The sequence below is a fragment of the Bacillus sp. RSS_NA_20 genome, assembly GCF_020165915.1.
Lineage (GTDB): Bacteria > Bacillota > Bacilli > Bacillales > Bacillaceae > Bacillus > Bacillus altitudinis.
Genome location: NZ_JAIUKW010000003.1, coordinates 932,838 through 949,623 on the forward strand (window position 1 = coordinate 932,838; position 16,786 = coordinate 949,623).

Annotated in this window: 16 protein-coding genes and 2 pseudogenes; 8 read left to right on the plus strand and 10 right to left on the minus strand. The window is 39.8% G+C overall.

All coding sequences use genetic code 11. The annotated features are described in order from the left end of the window. Positions 1-48 precede the first annotated feature (48 nt). From LCD32_RS04720 to LCD32_RS04730, 3 genes are all read right to left on the minus strand, one after another. Positions 49-405: a rhodanese-like domain-containing protein gene (locus tag LCD32_RS04720; RefSeq protein WP_024719145.1), complete on the minus strand. Its 357-nt coding sequence runs from the start codon at positions 403-405 to the stop codon at positions 49-51. Positions 406-419: 14 nt separating this feature from the next. Next, entirely contained in the window at positions 420-902 is a 483-nt protein-coding gene (locus LCD32_RS04725; protein WP_224562940.1) for a DsrE/DsrF/DrsH-like family protein, read from the minus strand. Positions 903-1,027: 125 nt separating this feature from the next. After that, entirely contained in the window at positions 1,028-1,288 is a 261-nt protein-coding gene (locus LCD32_RS04730; protein ID WP_003217059.1) for a metal-sensitive transcriptional regulator, read from the minus strand. Positions 1,289-1,692: 404 nt separating this feature from the next. Between LCD32_RS04730 and LCD32_RS04735 the strand changes: the two genes are divergently transcribed. Next, complete coding sequence (locus LCD32_RS04735; protein WP_224562944.1) at positions 1,693-2,475, plus strand: hypothetical protein; 783 nt, start codon at positions 1,693-1,695, stop codon at positions 2,473-2,475. A gap of 241 nt (positions 2,476-2,716) precedes the next feature. After that, positions 2,717-2,841 (plus strand): annotated as a pseudogene (locus LCD32_RS19340) (DUF255 domain-containing protein); the annotation flags it as partial. Positions 2,842-2,909: 68 nt separating this feature from the next. On the opposite strand, the gene LCD32_RS04740 reads toward LCD32_RS19340, so the two are convergent. Continuing rightward, positions 2,910-3,746: a helix-turn-helix transcriptional regulator gene (locus LCD32_RS04740; protein WP_008359338.1), complete on the minus strand. Its 837-nt coding sequence runs from the start codon at positions 3,744-3,746 to the stop codon at positions 2,910-2,912. A 103-nt stretch (positions 3,747-3,849) separates the two neighbouring features. Between LCD32_RS04740 and fabF the strand changes: the two genes are divergently transcribed. After that, the gene (gene fabF, locus LCD32_RS04745; protein WP_060780709.1) at positions 3,850-5,082 is read left to right on the plus strand and encodes a beta-ketoacyl-ACP synthase II; all 1,233 of its coding nucleotides are present in this window, start codon (positions 3,850-3,852) and stop codon (positions 5,080-5,082) included. Positions 5,083-5,435: 353 nt separating this feature from the next. Here fabF and LCD32_RS04750 read toward each other — a convergent pair whose 3' ends face one another. Continuing rightward, on the minus strand, positions 5,436-5,891 hold the full coding sequence (locus LCD32_RS04750; RefSeq protein ID WP_048002323.1) for a hypothetical protein: 456 nt from the start codon (positions 5,889-5,891) through the stop codon (positions 5,436-5,438). A 573-nt stretch (positions 5,892-6,464) separates the two neighbouring features. Here LCD32_RS04750 and LCD32_RS04755 point away from each other — a divergent pair. From LCD32_RS04755 to LCD32_RS04775, 5 genes and pseudogenes are all read left to right on the plus strand, one after another. Further along, positions 6,465-6,956: pseudogene (locus LCD32_RS04755) on the plus strand (thioredoxin domain-containing protein); the annotation flags it as partial. Between the two features lie 780 nt (positions 6,957-7,736). Continuing rightward, positions 7,737-8,528 carry an AGE family epimerase/isomerase gene (locus tag LCD32_RS04760; protein ID WP_224563018.1) on the plus strand — a complete coding sequence of 264 codons (792 nt, stop codon included), beginning with the start codon at positions 7,737-7,739 and terminating at the stop codon, positions 8,526-8,528. Between the two features lie 152 nt (positions 8,529-8,680). Continuing rightward, positions 8,681-9,451: a SurA N-terminal domain-containing protein gene (locus tag LCD32_RS04765; protein ID WP_017358711.1), complete on the plus strand. Its 771-nt coding sequence runs from the start codon at positions 8,681-8,683 to the stop codon at positions 9,449-9,451. A 218-nt stretch (positions 9,452-9,669) separates the two neighbouring features. Next, on the plus strand, positions 9,670-11,004 hold the full coding sequence (gene glpT, locus LCD32_RS04770) for a glycerol-3-phosphate transporter (protein ID WP_008343899.1): 1,335 nt from the start codon (positions 9,670-9,672) through the stop codon (positions 11,002-11,004). A gap of 92 nt (positions 11,005-11,096) precedes the next feature. Beyond that, complete coding sequence (locus tag LCD32_RS04775) at positions 11,097-11,978, plus strand: glycerophosphodiester phosphodiesterase (protein WP_060780708.1); 882 nt, start codon at positions 11,097-11,099, stop codon at positions 11,976-11,978. 40 nt (positions 11,979-12,018) lie between these two features. Here LCD32_RS04775 and LCD32_RS04780 read toward each other — a convergent pair whose 3' ends face one another. The 5 genes from LCD32_RS04780 to LCD32_RS04800 all read right to left on the minus strand — a co-directional run bounded on the left by LCD32_RS04780 (position 12,019) and on the right by LCD32_RS04800 (position 16,765). Next, complete coding sequence (locus tag LCD32_RS04780) at positions 12,019-13,407, minus strand: amino acid permease (RefSeq protein WP_035390629.1); 1,389 nt, start codon at positions 13,405-13,407, stop codon at positions 12,019-12,021. A gap of 219 nt (positions 13,408-13,626) precedes the next feature. After that, entirely contained in the window at positions 13,627-14,385 is a 759-nt protein-coding gene (locus tag LCD32_RS04785; protein WP_163116249.1) for a DUF4097 family beta strand repeat-containing protein, read from the minus strand. 27 nt (positions 14,386-14,412) lie between these two features. Further along, a complete protein-coding gene (locus LCD32_RS04790) occupies positions 14,413-15,084 on the minus strand; it encodes a bacitracin ABC transporter permease (protein ID WP_224562947.1) in 672 nt (223 codons plus the stop codon). Between the two features lie 28 nt (positions 15,085-15,112). After that, positions 15,113-15,745, minus strand: a complete 633-nt coding sequence (locus LCD32_RS04795) for a TetR/AcrR family transcriptional regulator (protein ID WP_081105376.1) — start codon at positions 15,743-15,745, stop codon at positions 15,113-15,115. Positions 15,746-15,874: 129 nt separating this feature from the next. Continuing rightward, complete coding sequence (locus LCD32_RS04800; protein WP_060780704.1) at positions 15,875-16,765, minus strand: helix-turn-helix domain-containing protein; 891 nt, start codon at positions 16,763-16,765, stop codon at positions 15,875-15,877. Positions 16,766-16,786 lie beyond the last annotated feature (21 nt).

Genomic DNA, 16,786 nt, shown 5'->3' on the forward strand with positions numbered 1-16,786 from the left:
TTTCCTCCTTTTATAGGGGTGGGGGTATATTTTAAAGCCTATTTATACCTATAATCGCCAAGTATTCATGCCACCCTTGATATTCGTAATGTGGGTAAATCCCTGTTTTTTTAACAATTTAGCCGCCTGCATACTTCTCATCCCGCTTTGGCAGATCACATACACTTCTTTGTCTTTCTCAAGCTCATGTGCTCGATTCCTTAACTGTGGTAAGGGGATATTTTGAAAGCCTTTTATATGATTTGTTTGAAACTCTAAAGGTGATCGCACGTCTATCAGCTGTTGATGCCGACTATGCAATTTAGGTTTCAGATGAGCTGCGTCCATTTGTTTCACACCCCGTACGGGAAGAAAACGGCTCACAAGCAAAGCGATCACAATAATGAGCAAAAGCATTTGAATCATGTATGGACACCCCCCTAGATAAATAAGTTCACATTCCCGATTTCTGCCTCTGCTAAATACGCTGCCACACCGGCATATTGAATGTCTGCTAATAATTCATTCTCCTGCAGCCCTAAGAGATCCATCGTCATCGTACATGCCACGAGGTTGATCTCTTGTTCCTTTGCCATATCAATGAGCTGCGGCAGGGTCATGGCATTGTGTTTATTGATCACATGCTTGATCATCTTCGGTCCCATTCCTGCAAAATTCATCTTTGACAGCCCCATTCGATCAGCGCCACGCGGCATCATTTTGCCAAACATTGTTTCTAAAAATCCCTTCTTCAGTGGCACCATCTCTTCCTTACGCAAGGCATTCAGCCCCCAAAAAGTATGAAAAATAGTCACCTCGTGATCATAAGCTGCTGCGCCATTTGCAATAATATAAGCGGCCATCGCTTTATCATAATCTCCACTAAATAAAACAATCGTCGTTCGTTTCTTTTGTTCTTCCATCATGCTCCTCCTTATACCAATTACCCACAGGGGTATACAAAAAGCAAAAAATATATACACATACCGGTAAGGGTATATTATAACAAGTAAAAAAATTCGTCAACCTCCAAAGGCTGAGGAATTTCTTACCGGCTTTTCACCAAGAGCTCAACCGCTTCTTTGACAAGCCCCTCTGTATCCTTGCCCTGCTCAAGACTTTCACGGACACATTGTTCAAGGTTTGTACTCACAATCACACCCATTGCACGATCAATGGCATTGCGTGATGCAGATAGCTGTGTTACCACCTCGCGGCAATCCTTTCCCTGCTCCATCATCGCAAGAACCCCTTTAATCTGTCCTTCAATCCGGCGAAGACGATTCTTCATCTGCTGATTATATTCCACGTTTAACACTCCTTTCTCTTTTCCCTATGATCAGATAGTATACCCTGATAGGTATTTAGTCAAACATGATGAATTAGTATAAAAGGCTAATGAGATAATTATCCCAGCAACTCTACTCATTACGCACTAGCTTCTTTCATAGAGTATATATTCACCTTATAAATAGAATAAAGAGCGAAACACACTATATGAAATAAAAATGAGATTTGGTTCACGTTATTACTCTATAATATAGAAAATGGGTAGTTAAAATACGCTTTTATGGTATAATTTTACTTTGATAGGGTTAATAAAAGTTGCGACAAAATGAAGAGTCGTAAAAGGCATCTGATGATTGCTAATATGTAAATAACTTTTTCTATCCAAAAAGGAACCGAAATAATTAACAAAAAATAGGTGATGTTGTGGATAATTTTTTTGAACAATTAGATCTTAAAACAATTATAACAATCTTTGCTGGATTTGGCGCTGCTTCTACAGCCCAATTATTTTCACATCATTTCTCCCGAAAAAGGGAAGATATAAAATATCATAAAGAATCTCTTCAGAATTTATACTCTCCTGTAATATTTGAAATAGAGAACTATATAATTGGGGAGTTTGTACATGCTAGAAATATTGAGATAAAACCATTAGAGTTATTATGGTTGCAATCAAAGAATCCAAAAAAGATTTTCAGAATGATATTAGAAAAAATAGGTTCTAATTTACAGTATGCAAAACCAGAATTAATCATGGATTATTTCAATCTGATTAATAAAGAACCAGATACTATCTATAAAAAGACAATTGATAAAGAGATAGCTCTTTGCAATACATTGTTATTAGACTATGTTCAGCTTTGCAAAAAACTTAAAATTAATTCTTATAAAGTAGACAAGTACATACAAGGACCCCTTATGTTTACTCAACTATATGAACTTTTAGGGCATACAGATCATTTTAATGCACAAGAGTTACTTATAAAACATTATTTTGAAGTTAGAGGTTTAGGATATGTTTATTTCAAAAAAATTATTAGGCTTAATCACCAATTCAAAAAAAATTTCACAATAGATAACTATTATAATGCAAAAAATAAATCGAACGAATTATTTACACAAATAGGTCAAAAACTTGGTTCAAAATCGGATTGGTGGTTCTCTGCAATCTCTAATCCATATGGATATCCAGATGATATCTCATGAAAAATAGATACCAGTTTATAATGTAAATTGTTTTTTGTTCTTGAGTATTAAAGCCTATTGTTAATTTATCAAATCTGATTATGCATCTATAATTTTGACATGCTTCAAAATATAAATGGCTCTTTTTTTAATAGTAAAATTTTACGTTTATTTTGAGTGAACGTTTACCAACTCTTTCTTGGAATAAAATAATAATCAGAAAGAAGGTGACCCATACCAAACAACTAATCCCAATCCACTCATCAATGAAAATTCAACATACTTCCTTCAACACGCTCACAAACAGTTCACTGATAACCGTGGGAGCAGCCCTTTGACAAAGCCAAACGTGAAAATAAACCCGTGCTCATCAGCATCGGTTATGCCCACTTCTCACTGACTGCATTGGATCTCTTTTATATTTAATGGCCATAATAACTTCATCCAAACGAAACCTACCCTTCAATTAAACGTTTCAACTTAAGCTCCGTTTCAGTATCCTCAACTGGAGTATAGACACTGCATCTTAAATCAGTATCCCCATACACTTGTAATGAAGTGAGATTAAACAACATTTTCCCTACCTTGGCATGACGAAATTCAATTAATACTTCAGGTGCATAACTGATCTCATTTTCATTCCATATTTTACGAAACTCAGGATATGCCTGCTCCATTTCTTCTATAAATTGCTCATACCAGTCATCCGCCACATACTGTCCATAATACGTTCTAAATATGGCGATATATCCTCTTACAAAATGCTCCCAATTCACGGCTAAACTTTTAAATTCCTTTCTTGCGAATAGTAAGCGTATGATATTCCTTTCTGCCGGGATGATTTGTTCAAAGTCCAAAAATACATTAGCTGCTGCTTGATTCCACCCAACAATCTGACTTCTTCTATCAGATATAATCGTTGGGCAATAACGAAGTTCCTGCAAAATTTTCACTAAAGCCGGACTGATTTCCTTCTCATTCTCAATGATATAGGATTGTTTCACACCTTCCTCTAACGCTAAAGCGTACAAATATCTCCTTTCATCGTTATTTAATTGTAATGCACTAGAAATAGCATCTAATACCGAAGTAGATACTTTTATATCTCTCCCTTGCTCTAACCATGTATACCAAGTAAGACTCACACCCGCTAGTTGAGCTACTTCTTCTCTTCTGAGTCCTGGTGTTCTTCTGCGGGTTCCTACAGGTAAACCAACCATTTGAGGCGTGATTTTTGAACGTTGGTTCTTTAGAAATTCTGATAATGCTTGAAGTCTTGTTTCAGGTTTCATTAAGGTCTCCTTTTAAAATATTATTCATTATACTAGGATAAACAACAACTTGTAATAGGATAACACAATGGCTAAAGTTAATAAAAACAAGGAGGGAATGATCATGAAAAGAGTTGTCATTACTGGAATGGGAGTTATTTCTCCACTTGGAAATGATATAGATAGCTTTTGGAATCAACTCATTAAAGGACAATCGGGAATATCTCTCATTGATTCTTTTGATACGACTGATTATAAAACAAAAATAGCTGGAATCGTTCGTGATTTCGATGCAGATGAAATATTAGGGAGAAAAGAAGCAAAACGATTAGATCGTTTTAGTCAGTTTGCCTTAGCAGCAGCCGAACAAGCATTAGAACATTCACAATTACAGTTAGATCAAGTAGATCTTGAACGTTTAGGCGTATATGTTGGATCAGGAATCGGGGGCATACAATCGCTTGTTGATCAGGTGAATGTATTAGATAAACGAGGTCCCTCGAGAGTAAGCCCTAGCCTTGTCCCCATGATGATTTCAAATGCAGCTGCGGCCCAAATCAGTATTAAATTAGGCGCACAAGGGCCATCATTGTCACCGGTCACAGCTTGTTCTATTGGGAACACTTCTATTGGTGAAGCTTTCAATGCGATCCGAAACGATGAAGCAGATATTATATTTGCCGGTGGAGCAGAAGCTGCCGTCAACCAGATATCTTTGGCTAGTTTTGGAAACGCACATGCACTGTCTACTAGAAACCAAGACCCAAGTCGAGCCAGCCGTCCATTCGATTCAGATAGAGATGGCTTTGTTATGAGTGAAGGCGCAGGTATCTTAGTATTAGAATCATTAGACAACGCAATTCTTAGAGATGCGCCGATATTATGTGAAGTGGTGGGATACGGGGCTAGTTCAGATGCACATCATATGGTCGCTTCACACCCAGAAGGTAGGGGTGCCTACTTAGCCATGAAGAAAGCATTGAGAAGTGCAGATATATCAACAAGTGAAATCGATGTTATTAGTGCTCATGCAACAAGTACACAAGTAGGTGATCGTTCAGAAGTTCTAGCCATTAAGAAATTATTTGGTGATCGTTCAGGTGAAATTCCAACAACTGCGAACAAGTCAATGACTGGGCACATGTTTGGTGCTGCAGGCGGAGTAGAAGCGATTGCTTTAGTGGAAAGTTTGAGACGAGGAATGATTCCGCCAACTATTAATGTAGAGAAACAAGATCCAGATTGCAATTTAGATGTTGTATTAGAAGCGAGACAGCTTCCATTGAAATATGGGCTATCCAATTCTTTTGGTTTTGGAGGACATAATTCAGCCATCTTGTTAAAACATTACGATTGAAGTAGTGAAAAGAATACAATGAATTGATCAAGGGTTTATAGCCCTTGATTTTTCATGATGGGAATAACTCACAGACAATTGATCACGGACCTCAGCTATCTGATATATTAATTATATTCCTGTTTAGACGGTTTTGAGGATGAAGATAAGGATGAGAGTTTGGATTTAGTTATTAATTTCAAGACTCAACAATTTGGGAAACATTTAAAGTTCAAATCTTCTATTGGAACACAAACAATACATCTTAATTAAGAAATAAATGAGAACGCCCATAACATTTTAAAAGTAAGGAAACTATCTTATTAGCCTCCTTCCTTTTATATCAATACACTATTATTGAATACTAAATAGCCTTAATCCCATTTTTCCATATGTACTTTTAATTCTGGTATACTTAATATCCTTTGTATCTCTGTATCATTTTCCGTATCTATATAACTTTCTTCTTCATGAGAAGATGTAACCAGCCATTCTTCTCCATTTTTGAAGAAGGACAAGTCTTCTGGTAAATTTGGTTGCTCCCAATCATATAAAGAATTTGCGAATTCTTTTAGAATACTCTTCGCATTTTCATCTGTATAATAGTAATAAACTTTTGCTGTATTGTTAAATAGCATTGTGCTAGCCCATTCTGATTGTTCTTTCATCTCTTTCAATGAACTTTCAAGTTTTTTTAGGAAGGGATCAAAAGATTTTAAAGATCCCATATCTTTTCTTAAAACTAAATGAAACTCATCACAAATTTCGAAAGCCAAATCAATTAATTTGGAGTACTGCTCACCTTTTGGATTTTGATCAATAACTAACATATCTACACCTTCTCATATACCCATTTTTTAGATTTTTTGAATGTATGTTCTTTCATGCTTCTTAAACTCAGATTATGCAACATAAGTAACTCCTGTAATAGTCACCGCTAGACCTATTGAAATTAAATGTGCTAAAAGTGCTTCTCCACCAAACGAAGAGATTACTAGAATGAATAGTATATATTTATTTCCAACACCACTTTTAACACATATTTTCATAAAAACACAAAGCTATTATAACAGCTTGTTATTAATGATTAAATACACACAAGATGAATATAGTAATAAATTCCATTTAAAAGGCGTTAATATAGGTTTTCATAATTAATGAAGTGAATAAAAGAATTGAAAACAAATCTATCGAAAGTTAAAATTTCCACAGCAGTCCCTATAAATCTTTGACCTAATTATAGTTTTTTGATTTTTGCTCAGTTTCAAAATAAAGAACTATCGGTTATTATCCTACGTAACTTTTTTGAAGTAGTACTATCTAAATTCAAATGAAATTCCTTAAGCCCATCACCCTTTACACTCAAAAAGATTTGATAAACAAATATGAAAGGAGGAGATTCCATGTCTACTAACAATAAACCCAACAGATTAATCACTGAAAAATCTCCATACCTTCTCCAACACTCCCATAACCCAGTTAACTGGTATCCATGGGGAAAAGAAGCATTTGATAAAGCAAAAAAAGAAAACAAGCCTTTGCTGGTAAGCATCGGCTATGCCACTTGCCACTGGTGCCACGTCATGGCACACGAAAGCTTTGAAGATCAACAAGTCGCTGACATCCTAAACGAGCATTTCATTTCAATCAAAGTCGATCGTGAGGAGCGTCCAGACATTGACTCGATGTATATGTCCGTTTGTCAGATGATGACTGGGCAAGGAGGCTGGCCGCTCAACGTGTTTGTCACGCCTGATCAAAAGCCGTTTTATGCGGGGACTTATTTTCCAAAAAGAAGTGCTTACGGCCGTCCTGGCTTCATTGAAGCACTGACGCAATTGTTGGATGCGTATCACAACGACCGAGATCATATTGAATCATTGGCAGAAAAGGCAACAAATAATTTACGGATCAAGGCAGCAGGGCAGACAGAAAATACGCTCACTCAGGAGTCGATTCACAAAGCCTATTATCAGCTCATGAGCAGCTTTGATACGCTGTATGGCGGCTTCGGTTCTGCGCCTAAATTTCCTGCGCCTCATATGCTCACGTTTCTCATGCGTTATTTTGAATGGACAGGGCAAGAAAATGCGTTATATGCTGTCACAAAAACGTTAAACGGTATGGCAAACGGCGGTATTTATGATCATATTGGTTCTGGATTTACTCGATATTCAACCGATGAAAAATGGCTTGTGCCGCATTTTGAAAAGATGCTGTATGATAACGCCTTGCTGATAGATGCCTACACCGAAGCCTATCAAATCACTCAACATCATGAGTACGAAAAGCTTGTCCAAGACCTCATTCAATTTATCAAACGAGACATGATGAATCGTGACGGCTCTTTTTATTCGGCAATCGATGCCGATTCAGAAGGAAAGGAAGGGCAATATTACGTTTGGACAAAAGAGGAGATCATGACCCATTTAGGCGATGACCTCGGCACTTTATTTTGTGCGGTCTACCACATCACAGAGGAAGGAAATTTTGAAGGACAGAACATCCCTCATACCATTTCCACCTCATTTGATGACATCAAGGCAGCATATTCAATCGACGACAAAACCCTTCATTCCAAACTGCAATCCGCTCGACACATCTTACTCACTGTAAGACAGCAGCGGCCTGCACCGCTAATCGATGACAAAGTACTCACCTCGTGGAATGCGCTGATGATTTCCGCACTTGCCAAAGCAGGGAGTGTCTTTCATGTAGAAGAAGCCATCCGCATGGCAAAACAGGCAATGTCTTTTCTAGAAACACACCTCGTCCAGCAGGAACGGCTCATGGTCCGCTACAGGGAAGGGGACGTGAAGCATCTAGGCTTTATCGAAGATTATGCGCACATGCTCACAGCGTATATGTCTTTATACGAAGCGACCTTTGACCTAGATTGGCTGACAAAAGCCAGAGCCATTGCTGAAAATATGTTTGAACTGTTTTGGGATGAGCAAATCGGGGGCTTTTTCTTCTCAGGCTCAGATGCAGAAGCGCTTATTGTTCGTGAAAAAGAAGTATACGACGGGGCCATGCCGTCTGGTAACAGTACTGCACTCCAACAGCTTCTGAAACTTAGCAGAATGATCGGACGTCAAGACTGGATCGAAACACTAGAGAAGATGTTCAGCGCCTTTTACGTCGATGTCTCTTCCTATCCAAGCGGACATACCGCCTTTTTACAAGGACTATTAAGCCAATATGCCGTCAAACGAGAAATCATTATTCTCGGGAAAAAGGGCGATCCGCAAAAAGAACAGCTTCTACAAGCATTGCAAAAACGATTCATGCCATTTGATCTCATTTTAACTGCCGAAACAGGGCAAGAATTAGCAAGGCTCGCACCTTTTGCAAAAGATTACAAAACGATCAACGACAGCACGACGGTCTATATTTGTGAAAACTACAGCTGCCGCCAGCCGATCACCAATCTCGACGAAGCGATGGAACAATTATTCCAAACTTGAGCTGTCATATGATGACTATGAGAAGACAAAATGAGGACAAACAGATAAAAAACATGTCAATCCGCTAACAATTCGTCTATACGGTTTTATTTTTCCTCTAAAACGGTTAGAATGCGCACTAGATGTTCTCATACCGAAGGGAGAGAAAATAATTGAAAAAAGTATCATATACACTCATTGCTTGTCTGTTATCAGTGGGGCTTGCAGCCTGCTCATCAAACGATGCGAAACAGGATAAGCAAAACGATTCAGCCAACAGCAAGGAAACAACACAGGCTGACCAAAAAGAGCAGCAAAAGCAAATGGAAGAGATGCAAAAGAAATTAGACGCACAAAAAATTGATGATCAAAAGGTCGTTGCGACCGTCAACAAAGATAAAATCACAGGAAGTGAATACAATAGCGCCCTATCAACCATTCAAGGTCAACTTCAGCAGTCTGGACAAGACCCAACATCTAAAGAAGGCGCAAAAGCAGTCAAGAAGCAAACCATTGATGCGCTAGTAGGTCAAGAGCTCATCCTGCAAGATGCTGAGAAGAAGGGCTATAAAGCCTCTGACAAGCAAGTCGATAAGCAGCTAAAAGAAGAAAAGAAACAATTTAAAGACAATGCTCAATTTGAAGAAGCACTCAAAAAGAGCGGACTGACAATGGATCAGCTGAAAAGTGATATTGCCGACAGCATCAAATACAGCCAATATGTCGACAAAGAAATTAAATCAGCCTCTGTGTCTGAAAAAGACGTCAAAGCGTACTATGACCAATACGCCGAACAAATGAAAAAACAAAAACAAAAAGCACCTGATTTCAAAGACGTCAAATCACAAATCAAGAAGCAGTTAGAATCTCAAGAAAAGCAAAAAGAAGTACAAAAAGAAATTGATCAACTAAAGAAATCTGCCAAAATTGATGTATCGATTTAACCACTATTAAAAATCCGCCATTGTGCGGATTTTTTTCATCACTTCATGAACTGTTTTTCCAAAATAATGACAAAAGCCTCATCATAAACATCTTCTCCATCCGATATGATGGGAGTACAAAAGAAAGCGTTATCAATTCTTTTGTCTCTGAAAAAGTACAAGATCAAAGACAGATCTCGTACTTTTGTTTTAGTCATATCTACAAGAGGAGGATGTTTATGTTCAAATGGTTTAAACCAGCTCCGCATATCGACAGGCTCGATGATGCCAAAACAGACGAAACCTATAAACGGCTGCGGCTGCAAGTCTTTTTGGGAATCTTTATCGGATATGCGGGCTACTATTTGCTGCGCAAAAATTTCGCATTTGCCATCCCTTATTTACAGGAAGAGGGGTTCACAAAAAGTGAATTAGGCTTTGTACTGGCGGCTGTTTCTATCGCTTATGGCTTTAGTAAATTCATTATGGGGATGATCTCAGACCGGTGTAACCCAAGATACTTTTTAGCCGCTGGACTTTTTCTATCAGCTCTTATCAATATTCTATTTGTCTCATTTCCATGGGTGACATCCAGTGTATGGATCATGTTTTTATTCATGTTCTTAAACGGCTGGTTTCAAGGAATGGGGTGGCCGCCATGCGGACGAACGATGGCACATTGGTTTTCGGTGAGTGAACGTGGAACGAAAATGTCCATTTGGAACGTCGCTCACAATATCGGCGGGGGGATTCTTGCACCGCTTATTACATTAGGAATTGTTTTGTTTGCGACGTGGAAAAGTATCTTTTTCTTCCCTGCCATCATTGCCATTATCGTCTCCTTCGTCATCATTCTTCTCGTACGGGACACCCCGCAATCCGCTGGTCTTCCGCCAATTGAAGAATACCGAAATGACTATCCGGCACAACAATATGAAGATCAAGAAAAAGAATTAACCGTAAAAGAGATTTTGTTTAAATATGTACTCAACAACAAATTCCTTTGGTATATCGCCATTGCCAACGTCTTTGTGTACTTTGTCCGTTATGGGGTCGTAGACTGGGCACCTACCTATTTAACAGAAGCAAAAGGATTCTCACCAGAGCATTCACGCTGGTCTTATTTCCTTTATGAATATGCAGGCATCCCTGGTACATTATTGTGCGGGTGGATTAGTGACCGCTTCTTTAGAAGCCGCCGCGCACCTGCTGGCGTCCTCTTTATGATTGGCGTATTAATTGCGGTTCTTGTGTACTGGTTAAACCCTGCTGGCAATCCAATGGTTGATAACATTGCCCTCATCAGCATCGGGTTTTTAATTTACGGACCCGTCATGCTCATTGGACTGCAAGCCATTGATCTCGCTCCGAAAAAAGCCGCTGGCACTGCTGCCGGGCTGACAGGATTCTTTGGATATATTGGTGGCTCTGCTTTTGCTAATGCCATGATGGGTGTCGTCGTCGATCACTATGACTGGACAGGAGGTTTCATTTTACTAGTTGGTTCTTGTATCCTTGCGATTGTGTTCCTCGCCATGACATGGAATACAGGAAAGCGCGTAGAGCAAGCTTAATGAAAATCACATAAAAGATTCATCTCCGCCCAACATGCCCTTTACATCTATTTCTTATGATGGAGGCAGTTACCGTAAAAGGAGGATAAAATATGAAGAAAAGTAGATTACTTGCTTTCGTGTTACTCTCTTTTGCTTTACTGTCTTTTGGTTGGGTGCCGACCACCATATCGGCACATGAACATCTTTTATCTCCAGATCGCATTTTAACCGTTGCACACCGCGGAGCATCAGGGTATGCCCCAGAGCATACCCTAGCTTCCTACAAGCTCGCCACAAAGATGAATGCAGATTACCTCGAACTAGACCTTCAAATGACAAAGGATGGACACCTCATCGTCATGCACGATGAAACGGTTGACCGGACGACAAACGGAACAGGATGGGTCAAAGACCTCACACTTGCCGAAATCAAACAGCTCGATGCCGGTGCATGGTTTAACGAAGCCAACCCCGACAAACAAAATGCCCACTTTATTGGACAGCAAGTCCTCACATTAGATGAGGTATTACGCTACTTCGGTAAACGAGAAAATTATTATATTGAAACCAAAAAACCAGACATCTATCCGCAAATGGAAGAAAAGCTATTGGCCGTCTTAAAGAAACATCATCTTCTTGGAAAACATACGAGAAAAGGGCAGGTCATCATCCAATCTTTCAGCCAAGAAAGTCTATTAAAAATGCAGAAACTCGCCCCTCGGCTTCCAAAAGTACAGCTATTAGATAGAGCACAAATGACGTCTATTACAGATGATCAGCTCGACTTCATCAAATCGTATGCAGTTGGGGTCGGACCGAATTTTAGAGCGTTGACACTTGAAAATGTACAGCAGGTCAGAAGCCACGGACTCCTCCTTCACCCATATACGGTAAACAGCGAAGCAGACATGACACGTCTTCTGCAATACGGAGTCACCGGTCTTTTCACCAACTTTCCAGATGTCTTTCAGCGTGTCAAAGCTTCTCTGTAAACGACAAAAGCCTTGCGGGTCCATTCCGCAAGGCTTTTGATTATTCCACCGTTTGATTAGATGGAGCAGCTTGGATCGGTTTTCTCTTTCCAATCCCAAATATGAAGAAGCTAAGCGCTACAACAATCAAGAAAACAATCCCCACAATAAGAGAAATACGCGTATCCTGATTAATGAGCATAAACACAAGAACCATCAATAAGAAGCCAATCGTAAGATAATTAGAAACTGGTGCTAGCGGCATCTTGAATGGATGCTGATCAAGCGCTGCCCCCTTCGCCTTTCTGAAGCCAATGTGACTAATTAAAATGACAAACCAAGGCACCATACCAGGAAGGACACTCGCACTATACACATAAACGAAAATGTTTGGCGGAGAAACGTAATTTAAGACCACCCCAACCGCTAAACCAATCAGCACAGCAAATGTCCCAAAATACGGTACACCATTCTTCGAAATTTTTGTAAAGAAAGCAGGTGCCTGTCCATTCACACCTAATGTATAAAGCATACGTCCCGCACTGAAGATTCCACTATTACAGCCGGACATCGCTGCTGTAATGACAACAAAGTTAATAATACCTGCTGCTGCCGTAATTCCAATTTTCGCAAACGTCGCCACAAATGGACTGCCGAGCGTATTCAGCTGATCCCACGGATACACCGTTACGATGACAAAGATCGCACCGATATAGAAAATCAAAATACGCCAGATGATGCTTTTGATGGCATTTGTCAGCGTCTTTTGCGGATTTTGCGCCTCACCTGCAGTAATCCCAATGAGCTCTACCCCTTGATAGGCAGCAATCACTAGGGACAATGCAAACAAGAAACCGCTAAATCCACCTGTAAAGAACCCGCCGTGCGCCCAAAGGTTAGACAAACCAATCGCTGTTCCACCATTGCCAAACCCAAAGAAAATAATGCCTAAACCTGCAATGATCATTAAAATAATCGTCACAATCTTGATCATCGCAAACCAGAATTCAAACTCACCGAATGACTTAACCGAAATCAAGTTGGCCGCACCTAAAATGATCATGGCGATTAATCCGGGAATCCACGCCGGTAACTCCGGGAACCAATATTTCATATAAGCACCTACGGCGATAATCTCAGACATTCCAACAATGACCCACTGGAACCAGTTACTCCAAGCTGTCATATACCCCGCAAGCGGATGAATATATTGATGCCCAAATGTAGCAAACGATCCCGTACTCGGTTCAAGATACAACATTTCTCCCATCGCACGCATAATAAAAAAGATAAAAATACCACACACTGCGTACGCTAGAAGAACCGATGGACCTGTCCATTGAATGGCTTTAGCTGACCCCATAAATAAGCCAACACCAATTGTGCCGCCAAGCGCAATCATTTGAATATGACGAGCACTTAACCCTCTCTTTAATTCCTTTTGAGCCACTTCTATTCCCCCTCATCAACAAACAACATAAAACATAAAAAATCAGAATTTTCATTCTGATTCAAAATCTTCAATCTTTCGATGTATATTATCATAATAAATCTACCCTTAAAAAACAATTGTTTTTTTGAGGAAAACACTATTAACAAAATATTCTGACATAAAAAGATATTCAAATTATTTTATATTGATATATCGAATCAGAGGATCATCATCGCTTCAATGACCATCACTTAATAGAAAAGAACCTCCCCTTATATCGACCTCAAAGCTTTTCCCTCCATTTTTATAAACCATTCTATCCTGATCATCAACACAAGGAAAGTCATTGTGAAACGTACCTGATCTTTTCTTCACATAACAAATAAATCCATCATTTTCCGGAATTGCCACTTTGACAGATGATCCAGTTGACGTCGATTTGAGCGAATGCAACATGGCCTTTGAATGTATCTGTACCCTTCTGCCTATTAAATTCAGATCAATATCTGAAAAAGCACCTACCATCTCCACTTTTGACGAAGTAGTACGCAGGCTCAATGTCTGCGTGTTGAGCTGTTGACTAGAGATAAGTCCACCCACTGTCTGCAAGCGCAGATGCTTGATTTCTCCCGTAAACATGGACTTTCCAGAAATCAATTGGCAGTCAGCCTCCTTCACCTTCAGTCCATCCAAGAATAGATTTGCTCCTTTACAATGAATAGACAAGGACTGTAACTGTGCCTGAGGGAGGTAAATCTCCAAATTCGTTTGATGAAGATGAAGCCCCAAGCTAATCGCTCGTTTTCTTTTATCTTGAATGACTAGCCTGCCTTCCTGCACTTGATGATGCAGTAAATACCGATGGGGGAATACGTGATTGGTGGTCTGCTTCACCAATAAATAAGGATGATCATGGTGATAAAGGCGAACATCTCCCACCAGCCAGTTTAATGAAAGTTCCGTTATTGCTTCTTCAATTTGAACCGTATGCTTCACATGTCTCCATCCTTTTCCCATCATGAATTACCTCGTTTGCAGCCGGCCGATGCGGCTCCACAATTCCAAGATCACAATGAGGACTGCTGCAATCAGCACTCCTGACAGGATGAGGTTCATTTGATCATTGCCATAAATGGCGAGCGATACATTTCCTAAAACAGCACATAAAACAATTGCAGTCAGGACGGTCATCAAAACAGATTTCTTGCTCAACCCTATTCTCATCGCCATCATGCCAATCGCTTGAACACAAACAATCAACATAAAGAATGTTTTCATCAATTGAAACAGAGAACCTGCCGTCAGCGTATCGTGAACAATAGGGAAAAACAATTCAATCACACTAAACACAACAAATGAAGGAATGATACTGCACATCATCGCAAACGTTGAAAGGCACACCATCCATATCATATGAGAAAGGAATCTCACTGAATTGGATGTGCGTTCCTGATAAACAGTCTTGCCTACACGCCAATACAGCATAGCTGTGATGATAGAAAAAAAGATCATCCATACTGTACTCGTTAACAAATAAATATTCGTATATTGCTGAAAACCCGGTTCGCGTTCAATTTTTGCAGCAAACGCAATAAAATAGATGAATACTAGCAGCACAATACTCGCGATGAAACTAGCTTGAATATACTGCTTCATGTGGCCTTTTCTTAGCTCAACCTTCATAAAATGAATCATACGTCATCCTCCTATCAGTTGGCATTCTTTATCTTTCGGGCAGATCATACCCGCCAATTTCAGCATAGTGCGCTGTCACCTTTTGAATAAATAGATCACTCACAATATCCACGCCAAGACCCTTCATCATCTGCTTTAAAAAACACAAACGCTGGACCGTTTCTTCATGATTGCGGACAAACAAGGTGGGATTCAACCATATATTCACAAGAAGCAGAAATACTTCTGCCACTTCACCAGGAAACGCAGTTTCCATCGAACCATCCTCAATCCCTTCAATGATTAACTGTTTGATTCTCACAGCGTCCTGATTGACACCTGTCTTCATGCCTTCAATCACAAATTGCGGATTTTTCATCTGATCAACCAAGATCCCATCAATCGAATGAGACTGCGGGTCTGCCACAAGCTGCTCCAGAATAAGCTGCAGCTTCTCTTTCGCATGAGCTGCCTCCGTATGCTCAATTAACTCCTCAAGCTTCTCGGTTGCATAACGAAACTGCCGATCCATCACGCCGCGTAATATTTCATCCTTCGATTTAAAATGATGATATATAGCCCCTTTAGACATATTCAATTCATGGATAATATCTTGCAAACTTGTCTTTTCAAATCCCTTTTCCTGAAACAACTTTGTCGACACGTCCAAAATTTGCTGCATCGTCTTTTCTGGATACTTATTTCGCGCCAGTTCAAACGCCTCCTTTTACATACCGACCGTCGGTATGTTTAGTTATATTTTTCATTATAAACGGTTCATGCATATTTGTATACAACAAAAAAAGACCGCTCACACGGTCTTCTCAAGCTCAAAATGCAAATTCATCGGCACATCTGGCAGAGCCGAAGCCTCCACCATATTCGTTGTAGGTGTTTTCTCATCCACTTCCTCAAATCGAAAACCGTCAGCCCAGACTGTTCCATGACCGCTGAGTAGCACTCCAAAATGAATGGATTCACTGCGCATAGGAACATCTAATACGATCGCATATTGATTCCATTCCGTAGAATCTGTCACAGGTCGATTCTGCATATTATCAAACTGCACCGTATCACCCTTTCCGTCATCTACCCGCATCCAAATTCCTGCTGAAGATACATTCTCTGTTTTCAAGAAAGCAGAGAGCTTCAATCGCTTGCCTACATACTCTTTTGCTTGAAACCCCTGCATCATCGTCGCAAACTGTCCTTCTTGTACGCCTTCTTTAGATGATAAAACACCTGATTGCTTTCCCGTATGAAACTCTGCTGTATCAACACCCATCTCATACATATGCGGATGTGAACCACTCAAACCCCAGCCAGGTACTGCTTCATGTAATGTCATCGAATCTTCCTCCTTTTTCATTTGCATGTCTCTCATCATGGACCTGTACATTCCGGGAGGTAAAGAATAAAGATGCTTAAAAGCACGCGTAAAGGCTTCCTGCGATTGGAATTGTAACGAAAAAGCGATGTCTAAAATCCCCTGATCCGTATACAAAAGAAGCTGTGCAGCCGTAGCTAATCTTCGTTTCCGCACATATTCCCCCATCGACAGCCCGGTTTCTCGTTTAAATACACGCAGCAAATGAAAATGTGAATATCCTACTTTCTCATGCACCTGTTTCAGCGACAGCTCATCCATCAAATGCGACTCCAAATAAGAAATCACCTCTTGCGTCACCCGACTATACATCATCTCCCTCACCTCTTCTTGATC